Origin of the sequence: Micromonospora sp. NPDC049559 (assembly GCF_040676675.1) — a bacterium.
GTDB lineage: Bacteria > Actinomycetota > Actinomycetes > Mycobacteriales > Micromonosporaceae > JBFAPK01.
The window spans coordinates 60,254-85,180 of the sequence record NZ_JBFAPK010000030.1 but is presented as its reverse complement, the minus strand read 5'-3'; the positions used below and the strand labels follow the sequence as shown (position 1 = coordinate 85,180).

Here is a 24,927-nt window from a genome sequence, read left to right as displayed (position 1 = left end):
CCGGTCGCCGCCGGCCGGGCTGAACCGACGAAGCCCTCGCCACGTGTTCGAGGCGGCTCCCGAGCAGCGAGGAGCAGGTCAGAGGTGGAAGTTGGGGGGTTGGCCATGGCACGTCCAGGAGCCGCCGAGTGGTCGGTACTGGAGCTGGACTCCGATCCGGTACCGGGCGATCCGGAGTCGTTCGACGAGATCACGAACGCGTACCAGGAGTTGGCGCGTACCACCCAGGAGGCGCACGACCTGCTCGCCTCGGGCGGTCAGATCGACGTCGGCCAGGGCAAGGCGATGGAGGCCTTCCGGAACCTGATCGACAAGCTGCCGGGGCGCCTGGACCGGATGGCCCACTCGTACGGTCAGGCCGCCGACGCCTACCTGCGCTACCTGCCGTCGTTGCAGGAGGCGCAGTCGATGTCGCTGCGGGCGCTGGAGCAGGCCCGCAACGCGTCGCAGGACCAGGGCGCGTCGCAGGCGGCGCTCGCGCTCGCCCAGTCGGCGGTGGCCGCCCTGGGCGGGGACGCGAACGCCGACCAGACCGCCAAGGACCGGGCCGCCGACGACGTCACCGCCGCCCGGAACCGGGCCGATCAGGCGCAGCAGGCGCTGGACCAGGCGAAGGCGCTGCTCGGGCAGGCGACCGCGCTGCGGGACCAGGCCGCCCGTACGGCCGCGCAGACGCTGCGGCAACTGGCCAAGGACGCGCCGCAGCGGTCGCTGTGGGAGAAGATCGCCGAGGCGTTCCAGGCGTTCGTGGACTTCCTGCGCAGCACCGTGATCGAGTGGATCACGACGGTGCTGGACGTGCTCTCCGCCATCGCCTCGTTCATCTTCCCGCCGCTGGGCGAGGCGATCGGCCTGCTCTCCGGCCTGATCGACTTCGGCTCGGCGCTGCTCGGCGGCGACGCCGGCGAGATCGCCATGGCCGGCGCCGGCATCGCCCTCGGGCTGGTACCGGGCGGTCGCCTGGTCGGCCGGGTGATGAAGTTCGCCGCGAAGGGCGGCAAGCTCCTCTCCGGACCGGTCGCCGACGGGATCAAGGGCGGCGTCAAGGGGCTCGACGCCGGCGGCGGCAGGACGATCGGCGGCGGGTTCGGCGGCGGTCGGGGCCTGGTCGGCGGCGGCAACCGTCCCCCGGTACCGAAGGACACCTCCGTCTCGATCGACACCCGCGACTGCGTCACCGACCCGGTCGACGTGGCGACCGGCGAGATGGTGCTCGCCCAGGTCGACCTGGAGCTGCCCGCCCCGCTGGCGCTCGCGCTGGAGCGGACCCACGTCTCGTCGTACCGGGCGGGCGGCTGGTTCGGCCCGTCCTGGGCCTCCACGCTGGACCAGCGGCTGGAGTTCGACGCCGAGGGCGCCTGCTACTTCGCCCCGGACGGCATGGTCCTGGTCTACCCGTCGGCCCCGGCCGGCGCCCCGGCGCTGCCGCTGGAGGGCCCGCGCTGGCCGCTGACCGTCGCCGCGGACGGTACCGCCGAGCTGGCGGATCCGCTGCTCGGCCGGACGCTCCGGTTCGCCCGGCACGGCGAGGTGGGGCTGCTCGCGGAGATCGCGGACGCCGACGGCAACCGGGTCGAGGTGCTGCGCGACGACGACCTGGCCCCGACCGTGGTACGGCACCCGTCGGGGCGGCGGGTGGCGCTGCGTACCGAGGCGGGGCGGATCACCGCGATGCGCCTGCTCGACGCCGACGGCGAGCCGCTGGGCGCGGCCGCCGGGTACGGCTACGACGAGCGGCGACGCCTCGTCGAGGTGGCCAACGCCTCCGGCCGGCCGATGCGGTTCGAGTACGACGACCAGGGGCGGATCACCGCGTGGCGGGACCGCAACGGCTCCGGCTACCGGTACGCGTACGACGCCGACGGCCGCTGTGTCCGCACCGAGGGGGACGGCGGATACCTCAGCGCGGTCCTCGCCTACGACGTCGAGGGGCGCATCACCCGCTACACCGACTCGCTCGGCAACACCACCGTGTACGAGCTGGACGACCTGCGCCACGTGGCGAGCGAGACCGATCCGCTCGGCAACACCACCCGGTTCGAGTGGGGCCGGTACAACCGGCTGCTGGCCAAGGTCGACCCGCTGGGCCGGATCACCCGGTACGGGTACGACGACGCCGGCCGGCTGGAGTGGATCGTCCGGCCCGACGGCAGCGCGGTCGCGGTCACGCCGCGCGGCGAGGCGCTGAGCATCCGCGTGCACGACCGCGACCGGGCCTACTCCCGGTACTACGAGCAGGCGCCGGACCCGCGCGACGAGCCGGTCGGGGTGGCCGAGTCGTTCACGTACGAGCGGCTCGCCGAGGGCTTCGGGCGGCGCGCCGACGACGAGCCGCGCCGCGACGTCACGGTCGCGGGCCGGCGGGTCACGCGTACCGGCGCGCGGGGCGGCGCAGACCAGGTGCGGTACGACGACGAGGGCAACCCGGTCGAGCGCGTCGACGCCGCCGGCGCGGCGAGCCGCACCGAGTACGGCCCGTTCGGGCTGGTCACCGCGACCGTGGACGCCACCGGCGCGCGGACGACCTACGCGTACGACACCGAGCTGCGGCTGACCGCCGTCACCGATCCGCGCGGGCTGGTCTGGCGGTACGCGTACGACGCGGCGGGGCGGCTGGTCGAGGAGACGGACTTCAACGGCCGGGTGCTGCGCTTCGGGTACGACGCGGCCGGGCAGCTCGTCCGGTCCACGAACGGGCTGGGCGAGGTCACCGAGTACGAGCACGACCTGCTCGGCAACGTCGTCGAGCGGCGCACCCCCACCGGCACCACCGCGTACCGGTACGACCCGGTCGGCAACCTGGTCTGGGCGGCCAACGAGGACGCCGTACTGATCGTCGAGCGGGACGAGTGGGGCCGGGTGGTGGCGTCGACCACGAACGGCCGCACGCTCTCGTTCCGGTACGACGACGAGGCGGGCACCCGCTCCCGGCGTACCCCGTCGGGCGAGGAGAGCAGCTGGTCGTACGACCGCACCGGCAGCCCGGTCTCGCTGCGCACCGCCGCGCACACCACCACGTTCCGCTACGACGAGGCGGGCCGGGAGCTGGTCCGCAGCGTCGACGGCACGGTGGTGCTGGCGCAGGGCTTCGCCGGAGGCGACCAGCTCACCGCGCAGGTCGTCGCCGGGCTGCGGCAGCGGCGGTTCGACTACCGCCCGGACGGCCAGCTCGCCGCGATCTCCGACGACCGGGCGGGCCGGACCGAGTTCGAGCTGGACCCGGCCGGGCGGGTGACGGGCGTGACGGGTCCGGGCCGGCGGGAGACCTACCGGTACGACGCGGTGGGGAACCTGACGTCGACGAGCGCGACCGGTTCGGCGTACCTCGGGCGGCTGCGCTACGACGGCAGCCTGGTCGCCTCGGCCGGCGCGGTGCGCTACCGGTACGACCCGCAGGGGCGGATGACCGCGCGGACGGTGACCGACCCGACCGGCGCCGAGCGGACCTGGCACTTCGGCTGGGACGGCCACGACCGGCTGGTCGAGGTGCACACCCCGGACGGGGACCGCTGGCGCTACCGGTACGACCCGCTCGGGCGGCGGATCGCCAAGCACCGGTACGCGCCCGGCGGGTCCCGGGTACCGGCGGAGCGGTTCGACTTCGTCTGGGACGGGACCGTGCTGGTGGAGCAGGCGCACACCGACGCGCGGGGCGAGCGCCGGATCACCACGTGGGAGCACCACCCGGAGCAGCGGCGCCCCGTCGCGCAGTCGGTACGCGCCGGCGGCGACGCCCTCGACCACCGCTTCTACTCGATCGTCACCGACCTGGTCGGTACGCCGACCGAGCTGGTCGGCACCGACGGCGCGCTGGCCTGGCACGGCGAGAGCACCCTCTACGGCGCGCCGCTCGACGGGTCGGGGACCGGCGCCGACGGGTCCGGCCGGGGTGCGGGCGGCTCGGGCCACGGCGCGGAGATGCCGCTGCGCTTCCCCGGCCAGTACCTCGACGCCGAGACCGGCCTGCACTACAACCTGTACCGCTACTACGACCCGATCTCCGGCCGGTACGTCAGCCAGGACCCGCTCGGGCTCGCCCCCGCCCCGGACCCCGCCGCGTACGTCGGGAACCCGTACCGCGAGTCCGACCCGCTCGGTCTGGTCCGGAACAAGACCACTTCCTGCGCGGGCGGCGGCGCCGGCGGCGCCAAGAAGAACAACCGGCCCGGCGCCGGCAACGACGCCGGAAACGCCACCGCCTCCGGCTCCGGTCCGGCCACGGCCTCTGGGAACAAGGACTTCGTCGGCATGGGCGAGCACGACGGGGTGGTGGTCAAGCTCGACTCGCACCAGAACAAGCACCACTCGCCGCCGGTCTTCGGCGGGGAGCTGAAGCCCTACACGGGCGGCCGGGGGGAGCGGTTCCCGTCCCAGGTGAACGAGGAGTGGCACCAGAAGTACTTCCCCAAGCAGGTCTCGAAGATCGTCAACGACGAGGTCGGGAGCATCACGCAGAAGGCCGACACGCTGCGGGCGCACGCCGACTCCCTCCGTACCCCGGAGGTGGAGAAGGCGTTCCGCGACGCCGACCTGGCCGAGGCGAAGGCGAACAACGCGGAGCGCTGGGCGAAGCAGAACCCGGGCGACAAGTTCGCGAAGCAGGGCGCCGAGCAGTACCGCAAGGAGGCCGACGCGGCCCGCAAGCACGCGGACACCGTGAACGGCTTCAAGAAGGCCGACGAGGCGGCGCGGGCGGAGGAGGACAAGCTGAACGGCAACGCGTCGTTCTCGCCGTCGAAGGACGCGCAGCCCGACGGGGTCAAGTACGACATCAGCGCGCACTACGACCCGGAGACCGGCAAGTACAACGCCACCTGGCACGGCAACCCGAACATCAGCCGCAACGAGACCCCGGACGACTGGTGGCGGGACTACGGCAAGGACATCCAGCGCCAGTACGGGCTCAACGGGGTGACCCGGAAGTAGCACCGGCGCCGCCCGGTCCGCCCCGGCGGGCGGGCCGGGCGGACGGGCGGGGCGATTTGGCACGGGCGGCGGTGAACCGGTCCGGCCCGGAATTACGTGTTCGTCTCGGTTGCCGGCGCGAGCGCCTGCCCACCCGTACGAGTCGCGACGATCCTGTGAGCGAGGTAGTCATGTCCAGGCTGGTCCCCGTACGCGGAGCAGGCCGTACCGCCAGGACGGCGGGGTGGCTGGTGGCGGCGCTGATGGCGCTGTTGGTGGTGGTGCCGCTGGCGCCCGGGCGGGCCGCGGCCGACCCGGCCGTGCCGTACTGGGTGGTGCCGGGTCAGCCGGGTACGCCGAGCGACCTCACCCTTCCCGGCGTGGCGGACCGGGTCCTCGGTGACAGCCACCGCTGGCCGGAGATCTTCGAGCTGAACCAGGGCCGGCCGCAGCCGGACGGGTTGACCCTGACCGAGCCGGCGCAGGAGCTGCGCGCGGGCTGGGTGCTGGAGCTGCCGGAGGGGGCGCGCTCGGGCGAGATCCGCATCGGTCCGCTGCCGGACTCGACCGCCCAGCCCGGTCTCCCGCCGGCCAACCAGCCCGGCGCGCCGCCGGTCGCGGACGGTCAGCCCGGTCTCCCGCCGGCCGGCCAGCCCGGCGTGCCGCCGGACGAACCGGGCGCACCGCCGGCCGGGGTTCCGCACGTTCGGGTCATCGGCCTCGCCCCGGCCGCCGGTGCCGCCGTCCTCGTCGGCGCGGCGCTGCTGCTCGCCGCCGGGGTTGCCGGCGCGGTGCTGCTGCGCCGCCGTTCGCGCGGGCCGGGAGCCGCGGTCCCGACCGCGTCCTCGGCCGGGGCGGAGCGCACCGGGCGGGACCGGGCGGTGCTGGAGCGGGCCTTGGGCCAGCTGCCCGCGGGGGCGGCCCGACCCCAGGTCTACGCGGCGGTGGTCGGCCCGGACCGGGTGTCGCTGCGGCTGGCACCGGCGCTGCCGCAGGCGCCGCCGCCCTGGCAGGTACGCGAGCAGGGCTCGGTGTGGGAGGCACCGAACTGGCAGCTCGACGCCGTTTCGGCCGGCCCCGGCACGCCGGAGCTGCCGCTGCTCGCCACGGTCGGCACGATCGGCGGCGAGCTGACCGTGGTGAACCTCGGGCGCGCCCCCGGCCTGGTGGCCCTCACCGGCGACCCGGCGACGTCGATGTCGGTCGCGGGCGCCTTCCTGGACGAGATCGGCTCCGATCCGGCCGCCGCGGCCGTCGCGATCAGCGTCCTCGGTCCGGTGCCCGGCGGGCGGCTGGCGCCCGGGCGGATCCGGACGATCTCGGACGTGCGCGAGCTGGCGGAGGCGCACCCGGCCGGCCCGGCCGGCGCGGCGGGGACGGCGGGCGCTCCGGCGGGGACGGCGGGCGGTGCGGGCGGTCCGGCCCGGTCGCTGCGTCGGCAGTTCGTGGTGGTCACCGCGCCGATCCCGCCGGCCGCCCTCGAACGGCTCGGTGCGCTCGCCGCCGGCTCCGACAACAGTGCCGCCGTGCTGGTCGTGGGGGACGCACCCAATGCGGCATGGCGCTTCGAGTCCGGCCCGGACGGCTCGTTCGACGTCGGCGTGCTCGGCCTGCGGCTGGACCAGCCGCGGTCGGGGCGCGGTCGTACCGGCTCCGGTGACCGTGGTCAGGCCCTCGACCGAAGGATGGTTCGGCAATGAAGGCGGTTCTCTCCCGTACGCTGTCCGGCCCGCTCGCGCTGACCGTGGCGCTGCTGGCGGCCGGCTGCACCACCACGGTCCGGGACCCGGTCGCGGTACCGCAGGCCGAGGCCGGCGGCGCGACCGGCGGCGACCTGGGACGGCGCAGCGCCGAGGGCGGCTACTGGCCGAAGTCGGTGCAGCTCGGGCAGCATCCGGAACTGGGCCAGGTGGTGCTCGACGGTCAGGGCTTCACCCTCTACCGGTTCGACGACGACAGCCCGACCCCGCCGACCTCGACCTGCGCCGACGACTGCTCCGAGCGGTGGCCGCCGGTGCTGGTCAGCGAGAAGATCACCTTCCAGAACCTCGACCCGGCCAAGCTGGGCGTGGTGCACCGCCAGGACGGCACCCAGCAGGTCACGGTCGGCGGCTGGCCGGTGTACCGCTTCGCCGAGGACCAGGTGCCGGGACAGATCCGCGGGCAGGGTGCGGAGGGGCTCTGGTTCGCGGTGGCGCCCGACGGCGGTAAGGCCGCCCCGCCCGGGGAGAACTAGATGATTGCGCTGTCAACGAAGTGGCTTGCGACACAGCTACCAACTGGTAACTACCCGGACGAAAACCGCTACTTCATCCTGTGGTCCGTGGCCGGCGGAAGCCGGGTGGGTGGGGCCTGGGAGGGTGGTAACAGATGGCAGGGTTAAGGGCGACACGCCGCCGCCAGGAGGTGGCGAACGAGGCCCTGGTCCGATCCCTGTACCAGGAACACGGGCGCGCCATGCTGGCGTACGCGACGCAGTTGACCCGGGACCGGGCGGCGGCCGAGGACGTGGTCCAGGAGGCGCTGGTACGGGCCTGGCGACACCCGGACAGCGTGCTCAACGGCAAGGGCTCGGTCCGGGGGTGGCTGCTGACGGTGGTACGCAACATCGTGATCGACACCGTACGGGCCCGCAACGCCCGGCCCACGGAGGTCCCGGAGACCCCGACCGAGGTCGCGGTCGAACGCGACCACGCCGACCAGGTCGTCAACTCGATGGTCGTGGTGGACGCCCTGAGCCGACTCTCCCAGGAGCACCGTGAGGTGCTCGAACAGATTTACCTACTCGGGAGTACAGTCGCGGAGGCCGCCAAGGCGTTGGGCATCCCGCCCGGGACGGTCAAATCTCGCTCCTTCTATGCACTCCGGGCGCTACGCGAGATCCACGCCGAAGGCCCGGCTCGGATGGAACGGACTGCCTCATGAGAACTCCCGACCGCATCAACTCCGCCGACGACCACGTGGACCTCGGCGGATACCTGACGGAGTCGCTCGACCCGGACGAGCGGCGGCAGGTGGAGGAGCACCTCGCGGGGTGCGCCGCGTGCCGCGCCGAGGTCGAGTCGCTGCGGGAGTGGGCGGACGCCCTGCAGGCCGTACCCGACGCGATGCTGCTCGACGGGCCGCCCGAGGGCGGCGACCTGCTGCTCCAGCGGACCCTGCGGCAGATCCGGAACGAGTCCGCCGGCAACCGCACCCGGCGTACCGCGCTGGTCGCCTCGGCCGCGGCGGTAGTCGTCGCCGCGGCGATCTCGGCGGGCGTGGTGATCGGGCGGGTCACGAACGAGCCCGCCACGCCCACGGCCCTCCCCACGCCGAGCGCGTCGGCCCCCACGGCCGCGCCCGGCACCCGGTTCGCCAGCGCCTCGGACCCGATCACCGGAGCGCGGATCACGGTCGCGGTCGCCCCGTCACCGGGCTGGATCAAGCTCACCGCCGCCGTCGCCGGCATTCCCGCCGGGCAGCGCTGCCGGCTGCTGGTGGTCGGCAAGGACGGCACGACCGTACTGGCCGGCAGCTGGCTGGTGTCGCAGAAGGGCGCGGCCGAGGGAACCACGCTCGACGGCACCGCCCTGATCGACCCGGACCAGGTCGCCCAGATCCGGGTCGAGAACACCGACGGCATGCACTACACCAGCGTCAATCTGTGACGGGCGGTTCGGGTCCGGCCGGCAACGACCGACCGGACCCGAACCGAGCCGGTGACGACCGGACCCGGGCCGGCGACGGACGACCGGACCCGATCCGACCGGACCCGAGCTGGCGACGATACTGGCGGCGGAAGGGCTCGCCGGTCCCTCCGCCGCCGGTGCGTCAGCGGTACCGGCCCGTGCAGACCGCGGCGCCGCCGCCGGAGAAGCCGTCGCGGAACGCCTCGACCCGGGCGAAGCCGGAGGGAACGCTGGCGCCGTCGAGGTCGGCGGCGATCAGGCTCTCGGCGCGCAGCATCTCGGCCACCGCCTCGTCCAGGTCCCCCGACGAGAGCCGCAACGCCGCGCCCCGGCCCGCCACGATGGTCGCCGCCCAGACGCCGGTGAGGCACGCCGTACGCTGCGCGGCGGCGAGACCGGTGAGCGGGTAGCCGGCCGCCCGCTGCGCCGCGAGCGCGTACCGGGAGGCCACCTCCGCGAACGCGGCGAAGTCGCCGAGGCCGCCCGGCCGGCCCCGGGCCGGTGGCGTACCGATCCGGACCAGCGCGACGCGGTCGAGCCCGACGATGTCCGTGTCGGGGCAGTAGGTGGCGGGCGTGGTCGGCACGGCAGCGGGGCAGCCGGCCGATCCGATGACGAGCCCCGGGGAGGCGGCGCCGCCCGGGTCGAACGCGTCCCGCAGGGTCCGGCCGAGCGCCACGAGCGCGTCCCGGTCGTCCACCCGCAGGTCGCCGGCGGGCTCCCGCGCCGCGTCGTCGCCGGACTGCTGGGTGATCCGGCCGCGCACCTCGGCGTCGTCGATGCGGGCGCAGCGCCGGGGACCGTCACCGAAGCCGAACTGGAACGCGGAGACCCGGTCGAACGCGTTGCCGTGCGCGCCCCGCGCGTCGAAGCCGACGCCCGCGGAGTCCCGGATGGAGAAGAGGGTGGAGAGGATCTGGTTGAGCCCGGGCCCGGTGGAGATGCGGAAGTGCGGCGCGTTCCCCTCGGCCACCCACCGGAAGAATGCGCCCGCGTAGCAGTCGGCCTGCTGCTCCTTCACGATCGAACCGGTGTCCGGGTCGAGGCCGAGGCGGAACTGTACGGCGTGCCCCAACTCGTGCGCCAGCACCGCCACCACCGACATCGGGCCGAACGCGTCGTCGAGGCCGGGAAGCAGCTCGCCACGGTCCCAGGCGACCGTGTCGTCCTGGCCGCAGTAGAAGGCGTTGACCAGTCCGGCGGTGCTGGCCTGGCAAACCTGCGCGCCCGGGCCGGTGGAGTCGTACGAGACCAGCCGGGTGACCGGCCGGAACCGCTCGCCGAAGTCGGCGGGCAGCCGCTCGCTCCAGTACTTTTGCACGTCGTCCACGGCGTTGCGGGCCAGCCGGTCGATCTCGCCGCCGTCGGTGCCGAGCACCCGTAGCCGGGAGTCGGCGACACCCGGGCGCGGCCCGCTCTCGCCCGTGGTGATGTCAAGCCCCGCGACCCGGGTCGGGCTCCAGCGCTCGGCGCCGCCGGTGCCGGGCACGGACCGGGCACACCCGGTCGACAGGCTCGCCACCAGCAACGCGGCCAGCGCGGCGACGACCGCTCGGGCCCGTCCGGGTACGGGCCGGGCACGCCGTCGCGCCCTGGGGCTCGGGTGATCGTGTCCGGTGGCTGGGTGAGAGGTCATGGTCAGGGCCGTCCCGAGGTGGTGGGTTGGTTCGCTGCTCCACTGCCGATCCGGTGGTCGGTGCCGGCCCGGTCCCGTCGCCCGAGCGGCCCGACACGGGTGTGCCGGCCCGGTGGAAATCACCAGACCGGCGCAGCCGTCGGGTCGTACGCGCTCAGCCGAGGAAGACCGAGGCGACCGTGTCGTCGAAGTCGAGCTTGGCCAGGTCGGTGACGTCCCCGTTGATCACGACCGACTGCCCCTTGCAGTTCTTCTCGGACCAGAGCTTGAGCGAGCCGGGCGCGGCCACGGAGGAGGTCACGTCGGGGCGGCTCAGGTTCTGGCAGCCGCGGCCGGCCACGCCCTGCGAGGCGCCGTTGTCGCTGAAGTTCGCGTCGTCGAAGAGGACGGCGCTGGTGGCGGGAGTGACCCGCGGGTCACCCGCGTCGGGCTGGTCGGTTCCGCCGGCGGGGACGCCGGCCTTGCCGCCGGTCGGGGTCACGCCGAACCAGGTACCGCCGACGCCCTGGCCGAGGGTGTCGCCGGGCTTGGTGTCCTTGGCGAAGCGGTACACCGGCCAGCCGTTGATGGTCACCTGGCGGGTACCGTCCGCCCGCGTCACCAGCCCGATCGCCGACTTCTTGAGGCCCGCGATGAAGATCTTGCCGCCCGGGGCGACGGTGACCGGCGGCCAGGTGACGGCGCAGTCGCCGTTGCAGTTCGACTTCGACGGGTTCGCGGTGTCGTTGTCGAAGCGGTAGAGGGTCAGTCCGGCGCCGTTGACCACCACCGGGTCGAGATCACCCGCCTTGCCGGCGGTGAGCTGGACCCACTTCTGCGCGACCTGGGCCTTCGCGCCGCTGGCGACCCCGCCGTTGGGCATCGCCCAGTCGCCGGTGCCCTTGGTCGCGTTGTTCGACTTCGCGGTGCCGGCGAGGAGCGAGAGGTCGCTCGCGCCGCCCTGACCGGCGACGGGGATGGTGCTCTGGGCCGCCGGGGGCTGGGCGGCCGGCGCGCCCGTGGTCGAGTCGCAGGCCGACAGCAGTACCGCTCCGGCGGCCAGCAGGACGGCGAGGGGAAGTACGCGCGTGCGCAGCATCTGACTCTCCATTGTGTACGCGGTTCCAGCAGGTCCGGAGCCGTTCGCCATCCACACGGAGCCGGCACGCGATCGGTTCAGCGGGGCTTTGCCGGACCGAACGCCGGTCCGAGTGCGGGGCCGGTGGTGAGTTCGACGCTCCAGGTGATGCCGTACGGGGCGAGGAAGTCGAGGAAGCCGGCCGGGTCGTACGCCTGCGCCGGGGCGAGCACACCGGGCTTCGGTGTCTCCACGACGAGCCGACGGGCCGCCTCGACGGCGATGACCGCGGTGCTGCCGTAGGTGTCCGGACCTCGCACGACGCCACGGGCGTACCGACCGTCGGCACCGGTACCGTCGACCAGGTAGGTGAAGCGCTGGCTACGCCGGGCCGCCTCGGCGGGACCCTCCGGGACGGTGTCGACGACCTCGGGCGCGAGTGGTCCGTTCAACCGGGCCCGCAGCGCCGCCTCGACCAGGCTCTCGACCCGCTGGACCGGAACGTGTCGCGGAATGGTGATCACCTCCGACAGCGGCAGGCTGACCACGTCGACCGGCGCCGGCGCGTCGGGCGGGACGATCGACGCGTACCGGATGGCGGCCAGCGGGCGCCATCGGCCGCCGTCGTACCCGAGGCCGCCGCCGCGGAGCGTCTCGATCGTCTCGGCGAGCGAGCGGAGCGACCCGCGCGACATCCCACCGCCGCCGGCGACGAGATGGGTGACCGTGATCTCCCGCATCGGCCCGATGCGCTCGAAGAGCAGGCGGGCGAGCAGATCCCCGGGCACGCAGCCGTCGTTGGCGGCGGGTACGACGGCAACCCCGGCCCGTTCGGCCTCGACCGGGAACGCGTCGAAGACGGTCCGGAGGTAGACCTGCTCGCCCGAGGTGTCGACGTAGTGGCAGCCGGCCGCGATCGCGGCGCGGACGACGGCGTGACCGGAGCGGCTGAACGGTCCGGCGCAGTTGACGACCGCGGCACAGCCCCGGAAGGCGGCGACGAGCGCGTCGGGGTCGTCCGTAGCGGCGAGGCGCCGCTCGGCGTGCTCGGCACCCGTCACGGCGCCGGCGGCCGCGCGCAACCGGGCGGCGTCGCGGCCGACCAGGACCGCCTCGATGCCTCGCCGAGCCAGTTCGGCGAGGACGAGCTTTCCCTGGAATCCGTTGGCGCCGTAGACGGCGATTCTCACATTGCTCTCCTGGTCCGGGACGGAATGCCGGACGGCTGGCGCGGACCGGCCCTGCCGAATCACCGTACGGTGGCCAGGAGAGACTCCCAATGCGCCAGGATCTTGTACGGATGCGCGGTCGTCTCGCCGTCAGCCCGGGCCGATACTGTCCGTGGGATGGATGTGCTCTCCGACGCGGTCACCGCGATGCGTACCGGCCGGCCGCACTCCTCCCTGGTACGCCGGCCGTCCTCCTTCGGCCGGCGGTTTCCCGCGTTCGACGGGGCCGGCTTCCACGTCGTGTTGCAGGGATCCTGCTGGCTCCTGCCGGCGGACGCGGCGCCGATCGCGCTGAACGTGGGTGACGTGGCGTTCCTGCCGCGCGGCGGCGCCCACGGCCTGGCCGACAGCCCGTCGGGCCCGCTGACCGAGGCGGCGACCTCGCTGGCCGAGCCACCGGCCGGCACCGCCACGATCCCCGCAGACCGGGCCGACGGCATCGGCGGCGCCACGGCGGCCGACCGGAGCGACGGCGACGGGCAGGGCCCCGGTCTGGTCATGCTCTGCGGGGCGTACCTGATGGACCGGTCCCGGGCGCACCCGCTCCTGGCCGAACTGCCGGACGTGATCCACCTGCCGGCCCGGGTGGGTCGCCACCCCGGGCTCCGGGCCGCCATCGAGCTGCTCGGCGGCGAGCTGGGGCAGGCCCGACCCGGCGGCGACGCGATGGTGCCCGCCCTGCTGGAGGTGCTGCTGCTGCACATCCTCCGGGCCTGGTTCGCCGAGCGGGCCGGGCACGACGGGGTGACCGGCTGGGCGGCGGCGCTGCGCGATCCGGCGGTCGCGGCGGCGCTGCGCGCCATCCACGGCGAGCCGGCGCGGCAGTGGACGGTCGAGGAGCTCGGTACGGTGGCGGGGCTGTCCCGGGCCGCGTTCGCCCGTCGGTTCACCACCCTGGTCGGCCAGCCTCCGCTGGCGTACCTGACCTGGTGGCGGATGACCCTCGCCGCCCGGATGCTGCGCGACAGCGACGTACCGCTCGCCGCGGTCGCCCGGCGGGTGGGCTACACCTCCGAGTACGCCTTCGCGCACGCCTTCAAGCGGGAGTACGGGTCGCCCCCGGGCGGGTTCCGGCGCTCGCTGCCGCCCGGGTGACCGGCTCGATGCCCGCGAGGCGACCCGCCCGGCGCGCCAACTCCACGCTCGGCCCGGCGGTGGTCCGGGTACGCGACGCGGTCATCGAGGCCGCCCGCGCCTGGTGACCACCCGCCCGCGAGGTCCGCAGTCGCCCCCTCGGCCCTCCCCGGCCGGTCGCTGTCCGAGGCCGGCCGTTGGCCACCCGGTGCGTTCGAACGGCCGGCGGCGTTGACACGGCGCCTAGCCTGGCGGCGGGGACGACCCGCGTTCCCCCGGGGGTCGAGTCGGAGGTCGAGGATGGCACGGCAGCGGGTCGGGCAGCAGCGGCCGGGTCGGCTGCGCTCGCCGTACCGGGGTCCGGGCCGGTCGCGACCGCCGACGCTCGGCGTCGACGTGGGCGGTGTGATCGTGGCCCTGGCCGGGCGGGACGAGGACACCTCGTTCTTCGGCGGCCGGCCGCTGGAGACTCCGGCGGTACCGGGGGTCGTCGACGCGCTCGCCGCGCTGACCGTGCAGCCGTTCGCCGGCCGGGTTCACCTCGTCTCGAAAGCAGGTCCGAAGGTGGCCGCCAACACCAGCGCGTGGCTGGAGCACCACGGGTTCTTCGGCCGTACCGGCATTCCCGCCGGCAACCTGCACTTCGTCCGGGAACGCCGGGACAAGGCGCCGGTGTGCCAGCGTGTCGGCATCACCCACTTCGTCGACGACCGCCTCGACGTGCTGGCCCACCTGGACACCGTCGAGCACCGCTACCTGTTTCTGGGCGGCACCGGCGAACAGGTCCCGGCAGACGCCGTACCCGGCTGGGCCACGGCCGTCGACACCTGGCCCGAACTCGCCGCCCTGCTCCGGGAGTCGCTCGCCACCGGCGCCGCCGACCGGCCCTGAGCCGCACCCGGGTACGGCCCCCCGGCGCCGGTCAGCGGCGCGGCGCGGCGGCCGGCTTGCTCAGCGCCGCGGTGAGGGTGGCGGTGACCGCCGGTTCCGGCAGCTGGTCCACGGTCCGCTGCGGCCAGCTCCGCTGGGCGCTCTCGAAAATCACGCGGTCGAACTCGGGCAGTTGGCCGGCGCGGGCCATCGGCAGGAAGTCGTCCCAGTGCAGCGCGATCATCTGCTGGAAGTACGGGGCCATCTGCTGCTCGGCGACGTAGAAGAACGAGTCGTAGACGACGAGCGTCCGGCCCGGCACCATCGGCGTACCGGCGGGTGCGCTCGTCGTACGGGTGCGCAGCCCGCGGCCGGTGGTCGTCGCGGTCGTCGCGGTGCTCACGGTGACGCCCTCGCGGTCGACCACCCAGTTCGCCACGCTGTCCTTGCGGTTCATGCCCATCAACCGGTAGAGGTCGCCCTCCAGACGCCGGTCGGGACGCCGTTCCGCACCCGGCGCCCCACGCAGCCCGGCGGGCGCGTCGCCCCGGGCCACCAGCCGGTCGAGCACCTCCCGGGTGAACATCATCGAACCCTGGTAGCTCCAGTGGCTGTCCCCGGCCTGCCAGACCCGGCCGGGCTCCGCCCGCTCCGCCGCCGCGAACTGCGGCCACATCGTCACCACCGGCCCGGTGGTGTCCGCGCCCCAGCGCGCCTGCGACCGCTCGCGTACCGGATCGGCGCAGACCATCAGCGAGTCCGCCGGCCAGCCGAGCTTGTCGCGCAGTACCGAGGACTTGTCCGGCACCACGACGAAGAGCACGTCCTTGCCCGACCGTCGCGCGGTCTGCTCGAAGGCCCGCAGCCGCCCGTCCACCTGTGCCGCGTCGAAGGGGGTGTGGCAGGGCTTGGTGAAGTCCTCCGACAGGAACGGTACGTGGTCCTCGCCGACGTAGACCTTGCTGTTGAGGCTGTACCCCAGCCCGTCGTACCCCGCCTCACCCACGGCCTTGATGATCTTGCGCCGTAGCGTGAGCCGGTCCTTCAGCGCATCGTCGAACTGTTCGTACGTGTTGGGATCGAAGACCGTGGACGCGTCCAGCTTCGGGAACGGCACCTGGGCCCGGTTCTCCACCGCGTCGTCGCCGCCACGGAGGCTCAACAGCGTCGGCGTCAGCAGCAGTACCGCCAACGCGCCGACGAGCAGGCGACCGCCGCTCCGGCCGCGCCGCGCCCGGGCGGGTGCCGGTGCGACCCGGCTCTCGACGTCTCGTTCGAGGTTCGGCGTCTGCGTCATGGGTCCTCAGAACTGTCGCTGGGTGGTCTCGGAGCTGTGGCTGGATCGGTAGGTCTCGGAACTGTCGCTCGGTCGGGTTTTCAGAACTGGAAGTAGAGGAAGGGGCTGAAGTCGAGCCAGAGGCTGCCGACGATCGCCGTGCCGAGCAGGACGGGCGCGGTGACCGTGGCCACCCGCAGGCGGAAGCCCTGGAACTGGCCGTGCACGAGCTGGAACCCGGTCCTCGTCCGGGGCGCGAAGAAGGTGGCCAGCCCCAGCGCGAGCGCGGCGACCGTCACCGGCGTGAGCGCGGTCAGCACGCTCGGCGGTGGCGCGCCGAGCCCGCCGGAGACCATGGCCCGCCAGATCTGGCCCGCCTGCGTCAGCGTTTCCGCCCGGAACGGCACCCAGACGACGACGACGAAGACCGCCGTGACGGCGCGGCGCAGCCACTTCAGGCGCTTGCTGTCGCGGATCCCGGTCATCCGCTCGACCAGGAGGCCCAGGCTGTGCAGGCCGCCCCAGACGAGGAACGGCCAGGTCGCCCCGTGCCACAGCGAGGTGAGCAGGAACGTGACCAGCAGGCCGGCGTACTCGCGCCGGATCCCGTGCCGGCTGCCGCCGAGCGGGATGTAGACGTAGTCGCGGAACCAGCGCGAGAGCGTGATGTGCCAGCGCCGCCAGAAGTCCGCCGGCCCGAGCGCCGTGTACGGCGCGTTGAAGTTCTCCGGGAAGCGGAAGCCGAAGAGCATGGCCAGGCCGATGGCCATGTCGGAGTAGCCGCTGAAGTCGAAGTAGATCTGCACCGTGTAGGCGAGGGCCGCGAGCCACGCGGTCGGCGCGGACATGTCGTGACCGGCCGCGGCGAAGGCGGAGTCCGCGACGATGCCGGCGGAGTCGGCGACGCACGCCTTCTTCGCCAGGCCCCAGGCGAAGCGCGTGACGCCGTACGCGGCCATCTCCAGCCGTACGTCCCGGCGGCTTTTGAGTTCGTCGACGATCTCCGAGTACCGGACGATCGGGCCGGCGATCTGGTGCGGGAACAGGAACAGGTAGAGCAGGTAGTCGCGCAGCGACCGCTCGGCCGGGATCACGCCCCGCGCGGTGTCCACCACGTACGAGATGGCGTGGAACGTGAAGAACGAGATGCCCAGCGGCAGCGCCCACGTCACCGGCCCGATGCCGAACCGGTCGCTCCAGCCGAGCGAGTCGGCCAGGTGGGTCAGCGGCGGCAGGTACTTGAACAGGAAGATCGGTACGAGCAGCAGCGCGATCAGCGCGACGATCGCCGCCCGGGGCACGGCGGGCGGAGCGCCCGACTCCCGGGCGGCTTGGGCGCGCCGCCCGGCCCGCCAGCCGATCAGCGCCCCGAAGAAGCTGACCAGGCCCACGTAGAGCAGGACCCCGATCTCGCCGCCCGCGCCCCAGAAGTAGAAGAGCATGCTCGCCAGCAGCAGCCAGCCGTTGCGCAGCCGGGCCGGCGCGGCGAGGTAGCCGAGCAGGGTCAGCGGCAGAAAGAGGAACAGGAAGGTGGGTGACGAGAAAACCATTCTCGGACTTCCGGTCGACGTGTGGTCCTAACAGGTTCTGGTGAACGGAGGACGAAGGCCAGTCGTCCCGGACACGAACCGGGTCATGCTACCGAGTGCCGCTACCGCCGGCGGATCCGCCGCATGGGAGAAGTTGCCGCCCGTGTGCGCGCCCGACTGCCGCTGCTCCCGCCAGGCGCTTCGCCCCTGTTCTCCAGCGCGGCGAGGACCGGTGCGGCAGGCTCGGCCCATGCGGGGTACGGGCTCGCCGGCGATCATCCGGCCGATGCTGGCGGTGGCGGGTGAGCTGCCCGAGGAGTCGGGCTGGGCGTACGAGTTCAAGTGGGACGGGGTACGGGCGCTCGCGTACGCGAGCCGCACCGGCCGGTACCGACTGCTCTCCCGCAACGACAAGGACGTCACGGGGAGCTACCCGGAGCTGGACGTCCTGCCGTCGCTGCTGCGCGGGCGCGACGTGGTCCTCGACGGCGAGTTGATCACGCTGGACGAGCGGGGCGCGCCGAGCTTCTCGGCGCTGCAACGCCGGATGCACGTGATCTCGCCGAGCCCGGCCCTGGTCGCGTCGACCCCGGTGCGGTACGTGCTGTTCGACCTGCCGAGGCTGGACCGGCCGCTGCTCGACCGGCCCTGGTCCGCACGGCGGGACGCGCTGCTGGGGCTGCGGCTGGACCATCCGGGCGTCCTGCTCTCCCCGGTCTTCGAGCGCGACCCCGGCGACGTCATGGGCGCCGCCCGGGAGCAGGGGCTCGAAGGAGTGGTCTCCAAGCGCGTCGACTCCCGGTACCAGCCCGGCCGGCGCTCGCCCGACTGGCGCAAGACCGCCCTGATCCAGACCACGGAGGTGATCATCGGCGGCTGGCGGCCGGGCGAGGGTCGCCGCGCCGGTACGGTCGGTTCCCTGCTGCTCGGCGTCCACCGGCCCGACGGTGGACTGGCGTACGTCGGCGGGGTCGGTACCGGGTTCACCAACGAGATGCTGCACGACCTGGACCGGCGCTTCCGCCCGCTGGCGCGGGAGACCTCGCCGTTCGCGATCCCCGTCCCCGCCGCCGAGGCACGGGGCGCGCGCTGGGTGGAACCGGTGCTGGTGGGGGAGGTGGTCTACCGCACGATCACGCCGGACGGCCGGCTGCGCCACTCCGCCTGGCGCGGGCTGCGACCCGACCGGGAGCCGGGAGAGGTCACCCTGGGCTGAGGCGGGGCCCGGAGCCGGGTACGGGCGCCCGCCGGCATCCATTACCGGCTCGTGACACTTCGCGCATCGGGTACGGATATGCGGGTGACAGCTTCGGACGGGTGATCCGAGAGCGAACGTCGCCGGCCGCCTGGCCCGCGCCGTGGCAACCCCCGGCCGATGCGCGTCCGTCGGCCGAGGCGCGTCCGTCGGCCGAGGCGCGTCCGTCGGCCGGGATGCGGCGGCCGGCCGGGACGCGGGGCGGGGCCGCCGGCCGAGGATCGGGCCGGGTCGAGTGGGCCGACGTCGCGAAGGGCGTCTGCATCATCCTGGTCGTCGGCTGGCACGTCGTCGTCAAGGACTACCTGCGGGTCGAGTGGCACATCGGCGTACCGGTGCCCGGCGTGTGGGGCATCCTGGGCGAGCAGCTCCTGCCGTTGCGGATGCCGTTGTTCTTCACCATCTCCGGCGTCTTCGCGGCCAACGCCGTACGGCGTCCCTGGCGGTCCGTCGCGCGGGGCCGGATCGCCCGGTTCGGCTACCTGTACGCCACCTGGTTGCTGATCCACACCGTGCTGCTCGCCGCGGCCCCGGGCTTCCCGACCGACCGCGCGACGTCCCTCCGCGGCCTGCTGGAGCAGCTCACCGTCACCCCCTCCAACCTCTGGTACCTCTACGCCCTGGCGCTGTACTTCGTCCTCGCCAAGGCGGTGCGCCGGGTGCCCCCGGCAGTGGTCCTCGTGCCCGCCGCGGTCCTCTCCGCCGTCACCGCCGCCGGCCTGCTCGACACCCCCGGCAACCGTGGTGGCTGCTACCAGAACCTGATCTTCTTCCTCGCCGGCCTGCACCTGCGACCGCGGATCGAGGCGTGGGCGGCCACCGCCACCCGACGCCGGCTCGTGCTCACCGCCGGCGCGTACGCCCTCGTCCTGGCCGCGATGGCGGCGGCCGGCGCGCAGAGCTGGTTCGGCGTGTGGCCGCTGGTCTCCGTCGTCGCGGTCGCCTTCGGCATCACGGCCGCCGCCCGGCTGTGCCGCTGGCGCGCCCTCGCCGAGCCGCTCGCCCGGCTGGGCCGCAACACGCTGCCCGTCTACGTCATCCACATGCCGGTACTGGCCCTGCTGCACCGGCTGGTCGTCGGGCCGCTCTCCGGGCTCGACCGGGTTGGGCAGGAGCTGGTCGTGCTCGGCTACCCGGTGCTGACGACCGGGCTCGTCATGGTCCTGAGCCTGGCCGTCCACCGGGTCCTGCTGGCGGCGGGGGCGTCCTGGCTGTTCGACCTCCCCGCGCGCCGCCGGCCGGCGGCGGGCCGCCGCGACGGAAGCCGCCCGGACCCGCACCGCCCGGACCCGCGCCGCCCGGACCCGCACCGCCCGGAAGTGCACCGGCTGGGGGCGGCGCGATGAGCGCGCTGGCCGAGGCGGTGGTCGACCTCGCGGCGATCGCCGGGAACGTGCGGACGATCGCGGCGGTGGCCGGTACCGGGCTGATGGCGGTCGTGAAGGCGGACGGGTTCGGCCACGGCGCGGTACCGGTCGCGCGCGCCGCGCTGCGCGCCGGCGCCGGGTGGCTCGGGGTGACCTCGACGGCCGAGGCGCTGGCCCTGCGGTCGGCGGGCATCACCGCGCCGGTGCTGAGCTGGTTGCACCGACCCGACGACGACTTCGGGGCGCTGATCACGGCCGGCACCGACCTCGGCGTCTCGACCGCGAGCCACCTGCACGCCGTCGCCGAGGCGGCCCGCCGGCTCGGCGTACCCGCGATGGTGCAGCTCAAGGCCGACACCGGGTTGTCCCGCAATGGGGCCGGCGAGCACGACTGGCCCGAGCTGACCGGCTGGGCCCGCAAGTACGAGTTGGAGGGCGCGGTACGGGTACGCGGGGTCTGGTCCCACCTCGCCGACGCGGACGTACCGGGTAGCCCGCGCCTGGCGCGGCAGGTGGCGGTCTTCGAGGAGGCCCTGACGACCGCGCGGGCCGCGGGGCTGCGCCCCGACCTGGTGCACCTGGCCAACTCGGCGGCGGCGCTCTCCGCCCCTCGGACCCGCTACGACCTGTGCCGGATCGGGCTGGCGCTCTACGGGGTGGACCCGTTCGGCGGCGACGGGCCGGGCCGGTACGGGCTGCGCGCGGCCATGACGCTGCGCGCCGACGTGGTGAACGTGAAGCGGGTGCCGGCCGGTACCGGTGTCTCGTACGGCCCCGAGTACGTGACCCGCGAGCCGACCACGCTGGCCCTGCTGCCGCTCGGCTACGCCGACGGTCTGCCCCGGGCGGCCGAGGGGCGCGCCGCGGTGTGGCTCGCCGGCCGGCGTTGCCCGATCGTCGGGCGCATCGCCATGGACCAGTGCGTCGTCGACGCGGGCGACCTGCCCGTGGCGATCGGGGACCCGGCCGTGGTGTTCGGGCCCGAGCGGGACGACCGGAGCCGGCCGACGGTCGCCCAGTGGGCCCGGTGGGCGGGGACCAATCCCAACGAGATCTTGACCGGCATCGGCGCCCGGGTGGGTCGGCGATACCTGCACGAGGAAGTGGAGACGTGGTGAAAACCCAACTGGCCGTCCTGTACGGCGGGCAGAACGGCGAACACGAGGTGTCCGTCCGTTCGGCGACGAGCATCGTCGCGGGACTGGACCGCGAGCGGTACGAGGTGACCGAGGTCCTCGTCGGCCGGGACGGCGGATGGCGGGTCGACGGCGAGCCGGCGTCGCTGGTCCGGGCCCTGCGCGTGTTGGCCGCCCAGGACGTGGTCTTCCCGGCCCTGCACGGCCCGTACGGCGAGGACGGCACCGTGGCGTCGCTGCTGGAGTGGCTCGGCGTGCCGTACGTCGGCAACGGCGTCTTCGCCAGCGCCGCCGGCATGGACAAGGCGGTCACGAAGAAGCTCCTCGCCGCCGAGGGCCTGCGGGTCAGCCCCGGGGTCACCCTGCGCCCCGGCGACGACCTCTCCCCGGCCGACCGGCGACGCCTCGGCCTGCCGGTCTTCGTCAAGCCGGCCCGGGCGGGCTCCAGCCTCGGTGTCACCCGGGTCGACGACTGGGCGCGTCTGCCCGACGCGCTGCGGCTGGCCCGGGAGTTCGACACGAAGATCCTGGTCGAGCGGTCCGCACGGGGACGCGAAATCGACGTCGCCGTCCTCCAGTACCCCGACGGCCGGGTGGCGGCCGGCCCGCCGCTGGAGATCAGCGTCTCCGGCGCCGGCTTCTTCGACTACGACGCGAAGTACGACGGCGGCGCCGTTTTCCAGATCCCCGCCCCGCTCGATCCCGCCACCACCGCGCTGCTCCAGGACCGGGCGGTACGCGCCTTCCACACCCTCGACTGCCGCGGCCTGCTCCGGGTCGACTTCTTCCTGCCCGACGCCGAGCCCTCCGCTGCGACCATCGGCCCGGAGTCCGCCGAGCCCGGTCCGGAGTCCGCCGGGACCGGTCCGGAGTCCGCCGGGACCGGTCCGGAGTCCGCCGGGACCGGTCCGGAGTCCGCCGCGGCCGGCCCGGGGCTTGCCGGCGCCGGCCAGTTCGGCGAACCGGTCGTGAACGAGGTCAACACCTTCCCGGGATTCACCGACACGTCGCAGTACCCCCGGATCTGGCAGCAGGCCGGCGTCGAGTTCCCCGCCCTGCTCGACATCCTGATCTCCGGGGCGCTGGCCGGCCCGTCCCGGGGTCGCCTCCGCCCCGGCCCGTACCGCGGTGACCGCACCGTGGGTCAGTAGGGGCAGAGCCGTGGCGGCCGGGAGCCGTCGGGTCCGGAGATGGTGACCGGAGCCGGCTTCTGGCCCTCGGCGGCCATGCCGCTCGCGGTGCAGATGATCTGGTCGGCGGCGATCGCCGACAGGGTGGTCACCGCGCCCGACATGGTCACGGTGAGGCCGATCGACTCGGCCCTCGACGACGGCGGGGCGGTCGGTACGAGGTCGGGCGGCACCTCGGTGGTGAGGCCCTGGCTCCGCTCGTACCCGTCCGGCCCGGCCGCCAGCATCCTGAGCACCTGCTCCCGGGAGAGGTGCTGCTTGACCGGGCGGGTGACCGGTGCGAGCTGGCCGTGCCAGACCAGGTACAGGCGGATCCCCATGGCCGGTCCGTCCGGCGCGGGACGGCCGGTGACGACCGCGCTGGGCCGCACCCCGCAGCCCGTCAGGAGCAGGGCGAGCAGCGCCCCGGCGGCGAGCAGCGCCGCGAGCCGGGTGGCACCCGCCCGCCGGGCGCGCGTTCCGTTCCGCCCGGTCACCGTACGCCTCCGGCGGCCGCGGAATCGCCGGCGGCCGCAGGACCGACCGTGGCCGGATCGGCCGCGGGACCGGCGGCGCCCGCGCGCTCGGCCGTGGCCGACTCGGCGGCCTCCGCGGGGTCGGTGGTCGCGCGCGGCAGGCGGAGCGTGAACAGTGCCCCGCCGCTCGGACCGTTCCCGGCGACGAGGCTGCCCTGGTGCCCGGCGTGCCGGTGCAGGCGGGCGTTCTCCCAGGCGATGGCGAGGCCGAGCCCGCTTCCCTCGGACCGGGTCCGCGCGGTGTCCGCCTTGAAGAACCGGTCGAAGACGTGCGGCAACGTCTCCGGGTCCAGCCCGGGTCCGTGGTCGCCGACCTCGACGGTGATCCAGTCGGGTTCGGCGCGCAGCCGCAGCCACACCGGCGGAGCGCCGTGCCGGAAGGCGTTGCCGACCAGGTTGGCGACGACGACGTCCAACCGGCGGGGGTCCAGCCGGGCCATGACCCCCGGCGGCAGTTCGGCGCGTACCCGGTCGGCCCAGCCGCGCGCCCGCAGCGTCGCGGTCACCGCCGCGGCCACGTCGACCTCGTCGAGGGCGAGCCGCGCCGTACCCGAGTCGAACCTACTCACCTCGATCAGGTCGTCGACCAGCCGGGTGAGCTTCTGCGTCTCCTCGCTGACCAGCCGCGCGGCCCGGCCGGCGTCCCCGGGCAACCGGTCCGCCTCCTCGTCGAGGACGTCGGTGACCGCCGTCATCGCCGCCAGCGGCGTACGCAGTTCGTGCGACACGTCGGCCACGAAGCGCCGGGCGTCGGCTTCCATCCGGCGCAGCTCGCCGACCTGCCGCTCCAACAGTTCGGCGGTGTGGTTGAAGGTCCGGGCCACCTCGGTCAGCTCGTCCGAGCCCCGGACCGCCAGCCGCGTGGTCAGGTCGCCCTCGCCGAGGCGGTGCGCGGCCCGGCCCAGCTCGCGTACGGGTCGCAGCACGCCGCTGGCCGCCAGCGAGGCCAGCAGGGCGGCGAAGACCAGGCAGAGCCCGCCGGTCAGCCACGCCCAGAGGGCGAGTTGGTCGATGCTGCGCTGCTCGGACAGCAGGCTGCGTACGGCGTAGACCTCCACGCCGGAGGGCTCGGACGTACCGTCCGGCTGCTCCAGCATCAGCGGCGCGCCGATGACCAGGGCGGGTGCCCCGCGCACCGAGACCCGTTGCCAGACGACGCGGTCGCCGTCCCGTACGTCCCGCCGCAGTTCCGGGGTGAGCAGGTCGGCCGTCTGGCTGCCCTGCGCCCGCATGTCGTGGTAGATGACGATCGCGTACCCGTCCCGGTCGGAGAGGAGCTGGGCCATCCGGTCGAGGTCCTCCTGCTGCGGTGGGAGCTGGCGGATCGGGTAGAACTTCGTGAGCTGGTCGGTCAGCGAGACCACCGCGGCGTCCTGCGCCTGCTGCAGGATGACCCGGCGCGCCTGGAGGTAGCTTCCGCCGGCGACCACCGCCGTGGTGACCAGCCCGAGCAGCGCGAAGGCCAGGAGCAGCCGGACCCGGAGCCCGGCGGCGCGCAGGCCGGACCGTCGCCAGGGGTTCACAGCGGCCCGAACCGGTACCCGAACCCGCGCACCGTCTGTACGAAGACCGGGGCCGACGAGTCGTCCTCGATCTTCGCCCGCAGCCGCTGTACGCAGGCGTCCACCAGCCGCGAGTCGCCGAGGTAGCCGTGCTCCCAGACCGCCTCCAGCAGTTGTTGGCGACTGAGCACCCGGCCGGGCGTGCGCGACAGTTCGAGCAGCAGGCGCAGTTCGGTCGGGGCGAGGCTGACCGGCACGCCGTCCTTGCCGACCACCAGCGCGGCCCGGTCGATGGTCAGGTTGCCGTACTGTTCCGGGCCCTGCTCGCCGCCGCCGCGGCGTGACTCGGCGGCGGCCCGCCGCAGCACCGCGCGGATCCGCGCCTCCAGCACCCGGGCCTGTACGGGTTTGACCACGTAGTCGTCGGCGCCCGCCTCCAGGCCCGCCACCACGTCCATGTCGTCGTTGCGGGCGGTGAGCATGATGATCGGCAGGTCACCGAGCGCCCGGATCCGCCGGCAGACCTCGAACCCGTCCATCCCGGGCAGCATGAGATCGAGGATCACGACGTCGGACGCGCCGGCCCGCAGCCGGTCCAGCCCCTGTTCGCCGGTTGCCACGGCGTCCACGGTGTGCCCCTGCCGGGTCAACGCCAGCTGTAGACCGTCGCGCACCGTCTGGTGGTCTTCGATCAGCAGGACCCGGGACATGTCGC

Annotated in this window: 19 protein-coding genes; 11 read left to right on the top strand and 8 right to left on the bottom strand. The window is 74.2% G+C overall.

Annotated features, from left to right (window positions below; genetic code table 11):
* Positions 1-105 precede the first annotated feature (105 nt).
* From AB0J86_RS27530 to AB0J86_RS27510, 5 genes are all read left to right on the top strand, one after another.
* Positions 106-4,926, top strand: a complete 4,821-nt coding sequence (locus AB0J86_RS27530; RefSeq protein WP_363860512.1) for a DUF6531 domain-containing protein — start codon at positions 106-108, stop codon at positions 4,924-4,926.
* Between the two features lie 170 nt (positions 4,927-5,096).
* Positions 5,097-6,605 carry a hypothetical protein gene (locus AB0J86_RS27525; RefSeq protein WP_363860511.1) on the top strand — a complete coding sequence of 503 codons (1,509 nt, stop codon included), beginning with the start codon at positions 5,097-5,099 and terminating at the stop codon, positions 6,603-6,605.
* Entirely contained in the window at positions 6,602-7,141 is a 540-nt protein-coding gene (locus AB0J86_RS27520; protein WP_363860510.1) for a hypothetical protein, read from the top strand. The genes AB0J86_RS27525 and AB0J86_RS27520 overlap by 4 nt, the downstream gene beginning before the upstream one ends.
* Positions 7,142-7,275: 134 nt before the next feature.
* Positions 7,276-7,830 carry a sigma-70 family RNA polymerase sigma factor gene (locus AB0J86_RS27515; RefSeq protein ID WP_363860509.1) on the top strand — a complete coding sequence of 185 codons (555 nt, stop codon included), beginning with the start codon at positions 7,276-7,278 and terminating at the stop codon, positions 7,828-7,830.
* Entirely contained in the window at positions 7,827-8,555 is a 729-nt protein-coding gene (locus AB0J86_RS27510) for a zf-HC2 domain-containing protein (protein ID WP_363860508.1), read from the top strand. Before AB0J86_RS27515 ends, AB0J86_RS27510 begins: the two co-directional genes overlap by 4 nt.
* A 163-nt stretch (positions 8,556-8,718) precedes the next feature.
* Here AB0J86_RS27510 and AB0J86_RS27505 read toward each other — a convergent pair whose 3' ends face one another.
* The 3 genes from AB0J86_RS27505 to AB0J86_RS27495 all read right to left on the bottom strand — a co-directional run bounded on the left by AB0J86_RS27505 (position 8,719) and on the right by AB0J86_RS27495 (position 12,459).
* Positions 8,719-10,212 (bottom strand): neutral zinc metallopeptidase, encoded by a 1,494-nt coding sequence (locus AB0J86_RS27505; protein WP_363860507.1) that lies wholly within the window; start codon positions 10,210-10,212, stop codon positions 8,719-8,721.
* A gap of 154 nt (positions 10,213-10,366) precedes the next feature.
* Positions 10,367-11,290, bottom strand: coding sequence for a hypothetical protein (locus AB0J86_RS27500; protein ID WP_363860506.1), 924 nt, complete (start codon positions 11,288-11,290; stop codon positions 10,367-10,369).
* A 77-nt stretch (positions 11,291-11,367) separates the two neighbouring features.
* On the bottom strand, positions 11,368-12,459 hold the full coding sequence (locus tag AB0J86_RS27495; RefSeq protein WP_363860505.1) for a saccharopine dehydrogenase NADP-binding domain-containing protein: 1,092 nt from the start codon (positions 12,457-12,459) through the stop codon (positions 11,368-11,370).
* Between the two features lie 156 nt (positions 12,460-12,615).
* Between AB0J86_RS27495 and AB0J86_RS27490 the strand changes: the two genes are divergently transcribed.
* Together AB0J86_RS27490 and AB0J86_RS27485 are read left to right on the top strand one after the other, a co-directional pair.
* The gene (locus tag AB0J86_RS27490; RefSeq protein ID WP_363860504.1) at positions 12,616-13,593 is read left to right on the top strand and encodes an AraC family transcriptional regulator; all 978 of its coding nucleotides are present in this window, start codon (positions 12,616-12,618) and stop codon (positions 13,591-13,593) included.
* Between the two features lie 279 nt (positions 13,594-13,872).
* Positions 13,873-14,463: a hypothetical protein gene (locus tag AB0J86_RS27485; RefSeq protein ID WP_363860503.1), complete on the top strand. Its 591-nt coding sequence runs from the start codon at positions 13,873-13,875 to the stop codon at positions 14,461-14,463.
* 31 nt (positions 14,464-14,494) lie between these two features.
* On the opposite strand, the gene AB0J86_RS27480 is transcribed toward AB0J86_RS27485, so the two are convergent.
* Together AB0J86_RS27480 and AB0J86_RS27475 are read right to left on the bottom strand one after the other, a co-directional pair.
* Positions 14,495-15,739, bottom strand: coding sequence for a hypothetical protein (locus tag AB0J86_RS27480; RefSeq protein ID WP_363860502.1), 1,245 nt, complete (start codon positions 15,737-15,739; stop codon positions 14,495-14,497).
* A gap of 80 nt (positions 15,740-15,819) precedes the next feature.
* Positions 15,820-17,268, bottom strand: a complete 1,449-nt coding sequence (locus AB0J86_RS27475; protein WP_363860501.1) for an MBOAT family O-acyltransferase — start codon at positions 17,266-17,268, stop codon at positions 15,820-15,822.
* Positions 17,269-17,497: 229 nt separating this feature from the next.
* Here AB0J86_RS27475 and ligD point away from each other — a divergent pair, with 229 nt between their 5' ends.
* The 4 genes from ligD to AB0J86_RS27455 all read left to right on the top strand — a co-directional run bounded on the left by ligD (position 17,498) and on the right by AB0J86_RS27455 (position 22,156).
* A complete protein-coding gene (gene ligD, locus AB0J86_RS27470) occupies positions 17,498-18,463 on the top strand; it encodes a non-homologous end-joining DNA ligase (RefSeq protein WP_363860500.1) in 966 nt (321 codons plus the stop codon).
* Positions 18,464-18,564: 101 nt separating this feature from the next.
* Positions 18,565-19,848 (top strand): acyltransferase, encoded by a 1,284-nt coding sequence (locus AB0J86_RS27465; protein WP_363860499.1) that lies wholly within the window; start codon positions 18,565-18,567, stop codon positions 19,846-19,848.
* Complete coding sequence (alr, locus tag AB0J86_RS27460) at positions 19,845-20,987, top strand: alanine racemase (protein WP_363860498.1); 1,143 nt, start codon at positions 19,845-19,847, stop codon at positions 20,985-20,987. Before AB0J86_RS27465 ends, alr begins: the two co-directional genes overlap by 4 nt.
* Entirely contained in the window at positions 20,984-22,156 is a 1,173-nt protein-coding gene (locus tag AB0J86_RS27455; RefSeq protein ID WP_363860497.1) for a D-alanine--D-alanine ligase family protein, read from the top strand. The genes alr and AB0J86_RS27455 overlap by 4 nt, the downstream gene beginning before the upstream one ends.
* On the opposite strand, the gene AB0J86_RS27450 is transcribed toward AB0J86_RS27455, so the two are convergent.
* From AB0J86_RS27450 to AB0J86_RS27440, 3 genes are read right to left on the bottom strand one after another with little or no spacing between them, the layout of a single operon-like run.
* On the bottom strand, positions 22,150-22,671 hold the full coding sequence (locus AB0J86_RS27450) for a hypothetical protein (protein WP_363860496.1): 522 nt from the start codon (positions 22,669-22,671) through the stop codon (positions 22,150-22,152). The two genes, AB0J86_RS27455 and AB0J86_RS27450, sit on opposite strands and share 7 nt — an antisense overlap.
* The gene (locus tag AB0J86_RS27445) at positions 22,668-24,233 is read right to left on the bottom strand and encodes a HAMP domain-containing sensor histidine kinase (RefSeq protein WP_363860495.1); all 1,566 of its coding nucleotides are present in this window, start codon (positions 24,231-24,233) and stop codon (positions 22,668-22,670) included. The genes AB0J86_RS27450 and AB0J86_RS27445 overlap by 4 nt, the downstream gene beginning before the upstream one ends.
* Positions 24,230-24,922: a response regulator transcription factor gene (locus AB0J86_RS27440; protein ID WP_363860494.1), complete on the bottom strand. Its 693-nt coding sequence runs from the start codon at positions 24,920-24,922 to the stop codon at positions 24,230-24,232. Before AB0J86_RS27440 ends, AB0J86_RS27445 begins: the two co-directional genes overlap by 4 nt.
* Positions 24,923-24,927: the final 5 nt, after the last annotated feature.

Coding starts and splice junctions, on each gene's coding strand:
- AB0J86_RS27530 (WP_363860512.1), top strand. CDS start 106: ATGGCACGTCCAGGAGCCGCCGAGTGGTCGGTACTGGAGCTGGACTCC.
- AB0J86_RS27525 (WP_363860511.1), top strand. CDS start 5,097: ATGTCCAGGCTGGTCCCCGTACGCGGAGCAGGCCGTACCGCCAGGACG.
- AB0J86_RS27520 (WP_363860510.1), top strand. CDS start 6,602: ATGAAGGCGGTTCTCTCCCGTACGCTGTCCGGCCCGCTCGCGCTGACC.
- AB0J86_RS27515 (WP_363860509.1), top strand. CDS start 7,276: ATGGCAGGGTTAAGGGCGACACGCCGCCGCCAGGAGGTGGCGAACGAG.
- AB0J86_RS27510 (WP_363860508.1), top strand. CDS start 7,827: ATGAGAACTCCCGACCGCATCAACTCCGCCGACGACCACGTGGACCTC.
- AB0J86_RS27505 (WP_363860507.1), bottom strand. CDS start 10,212: ATGACCTCTCACCCAGCCACCGGACACGATCACCCGAGCCCCAGGGCG.
- AB0J86_RS27500 (WP_363860506.1), bottom strand. CDS start 11,290: ATGCTGCGCACGCGCGTACTTCCCCTCGCCGTCCTGCTGGCCGCCGGA.
- AB0J86_RS27490 (WP_363860504.1), top strand. CDS start 12,616: ATGGATGTGCTCTCCGACGCGGTCACCGCGATGCGTACCGGCCGGCCG.
- AB0J86_RS27485 (WP_363860503.1), top strand. CDS start 13,873: ATGGCACGGCAGCGGGTCGGGCAGCAGCGGCCGGGTCGGCTGCGCTCG.
- AB0J86_RS27480 (WP_363860502.1), bottom strand. CDS start 15,739: ATGACGCAGACGCCGAACCTCGAACGAGACGTCGAGAGCCGGGTCGCA.
- AB0J86_RS27475 (WP_363860501.1), bottom strand. CDS start 17,268: ATGGTTTTCTCGTCACCCACCTTCCTGTTCCTCTTTCTGCCGCTGACC.
- ligD (WP_363860500.1), top strand. CDS start 17,498: ATGCGGGGTACGGGCTCGCCGGCGATCATCCGGCCGATGCTGGCGGTG.
- alr (WP_363860498.1), top strand. CDS start 19,845: ATGAGCGCGCTGGCCGAGGCGGTGGTCGACCTCGCGGCGATCGCCGGG.
- AB0J86_RS27440 (WP_363860494.1), bottom strand. CDS start 24,922: ATGTCCCGGGTCCTGCTGATCGAAGACCACCAGACGGTGCGCGACGGT.